At 68.2% G+C, this 1,653-nt stretch carries 3 protein-coding genes; 1 reads left to right on the plus strand and 2 read right to left on the minus strand.

From position 1 onward, the window contains the following. Positions 1-39: 39 nt before the first annotated feature. Together JCM19049_RS13535 and JCM19049_RS13540 are read right to left on the minus strand one after the other, a co-directional pair. Positions 40-375, minus strand: coding sequence for a hypothetical protein (locus JCM19049_RS13535; protein WP_054821845.1), 336 nt, complete (start codon positions 373-375; stop codon positions 40-42). A 34-nt stretch (positions 376-409) separates the two neighbouring features. Beyond that, complete coding sequence (locus JCM19049_RS13540; protein ID WP_054821846.1) at positions 410-826, minus strand: hypothetical protein; 417 nt, start codon at positions 824-826, stop codon at positions 410-412. A 99-nt stretch (positions 827-925) separates the two neighbouring features. Between JCM19049_RS13540 and JCM19049_RS13545 the strand changes: the two genes are divergently transcribed. Next, a complete protein-coding gene (locus JCM19049_RS13545) occupies positions 926-1,492 on the plus strand; it encodes an enolase C-terminal domain-like protein (protein WP_054821847.1) in 567 nt (188 codons plus the stop codon). Positions 1,493-1,653: the final 161 nt, after the last annotated feature.

Raw genomic sequence — 1,653 nt, forward strand, 5'->3', positions numbered from 1 at the left:
GCGCCGGGCCGAGCACCACCGAACGCAGGCACAGCCCGCTCAGCAGGCGCTGGCCACGATGTGCGCGATCCCCAGCCCCGCATAGAGCACCAGCAGCGGGTCCGGGATCTGCTTGATGTGCGGGTGGGGCAGCAGCCAGGACAGGGCGATGACCGCCGCCCAGGCCAGCAGGGCGAGCAGCCCGGCCCTCCGTGACCAGGCGGTGCTCTTCACCTTTGCCGCCAGCGGCTGGCGGGCCTGCAGGATGGCGCAGCCAATGACCATCCACCACCCGGCCATCACGAACCCGGCGGCGATGTCCGAGGGCCGGTGCCAGCCGGAAATCAGGGTCGCCAGCCGGTGACCGTGGCAAAGCCCCAGGCGAAGGGCCCCCACGACCGGGCGCAGTCGGGGAGGGAGATCACATACATCAGCCCATGGCCGCCGCGGCGGTGGTGGTGTGCCCGGACGGGAAGGAGTTCATGGCGGTGCCGAAATTGAAGTCCGGGCGCTCCAGGACAAAATGCTTGAGCAGCTGGGTGCTGCCCACGGCCGCCACCGCCGCCAGGCTGGCCACCGCCGCCCGCACGAAACTGCGGTCCCGGATCACCCGATAGATCAGGAACAGCACCGCAATCACCGCGCACATGGCCGGCAGCAGATCCAAGAACGCCCGCACCGGCGAATCAAGTCCGGTGCGCGGCCACCAGTTCACCCAGGCCAGGAACGCGGCCTCATCGGCCCACTGGCCCGGACGCAGCCGAACGAAGAACAGGTACTCCACGCAGCCCACCACGCCCAGCAGCGGCAGCGCCCACCACCACTTCAGATGGCGCGGCCCTTTCACTCGCCTGGAATCTCGCATGTTTCCAGATTGTCACACATCAAGTCGCCCCACAGCCCGCCCGATACGCGATACCGAACACATTGTCCTAGGCTGGTAGGCATGGAGAACCAACTGCCCAGCCTCGATGAACTCAAAGCCAACTCGTTTGTGGTGCGCCTGCCGCTGCGCGTGAAGTTCCGGGCAGTGGTCGAACGTGAGGCCCTGCTGCTGCAGGGACCGGCCGGCTGGGGAGAGTTCTCCCCCTTCTTGGAGTACGAACCGGCCGAAGCCAGCCGCTGGCTGGCCGCCGCCATCGAATCCGCCTACCAGCCCTACCCGGAGACCACGGTGCAGCGCATCCCGGTCAACGCCACCCTTCCGGCGGTGAGCACCGAACAGGTCGGCCGGGTGCTGGAACAGTACGATGCGCCGCACACCATCAAGATCAAGGTCGCCGAACGCGGCCAAATCCTGCAGGACGACATTGCCCGGGTCGCCGAAACCCGGCGCCTCTACCCGCAGGCGGCGCTGCGCGTGGACGCCAACGCCGGATGGACCGCCCAGCAGGCCGTCGCCGCCCTGGCCCGGCTAAGCGAATACGACCTGGAATACGCCGAACAGCCGGTACCGGGCATCGATGACTGGCCCGGCTGCGCGAGGACCTGGCCGCACGGCACATTGACCTGAAGATCGCCGCCGACGAATCGGTGCGCAAGCACACCGACCCGTTGGAGGTTTCCCGCAAGGTGCGGCGGACTTGATGGTCATCAAGGCCCAGCCGCTGGGCGGCATCCGCCAGGCCCTGCAAATCGTGGCCGAGGCCGGGCTGGACGCGGTCGTCTCCAGCG

The sequence above is a fragment of the Arthrobacter sp. JCM 19049 genome (genome assembly GCF_001310435.1).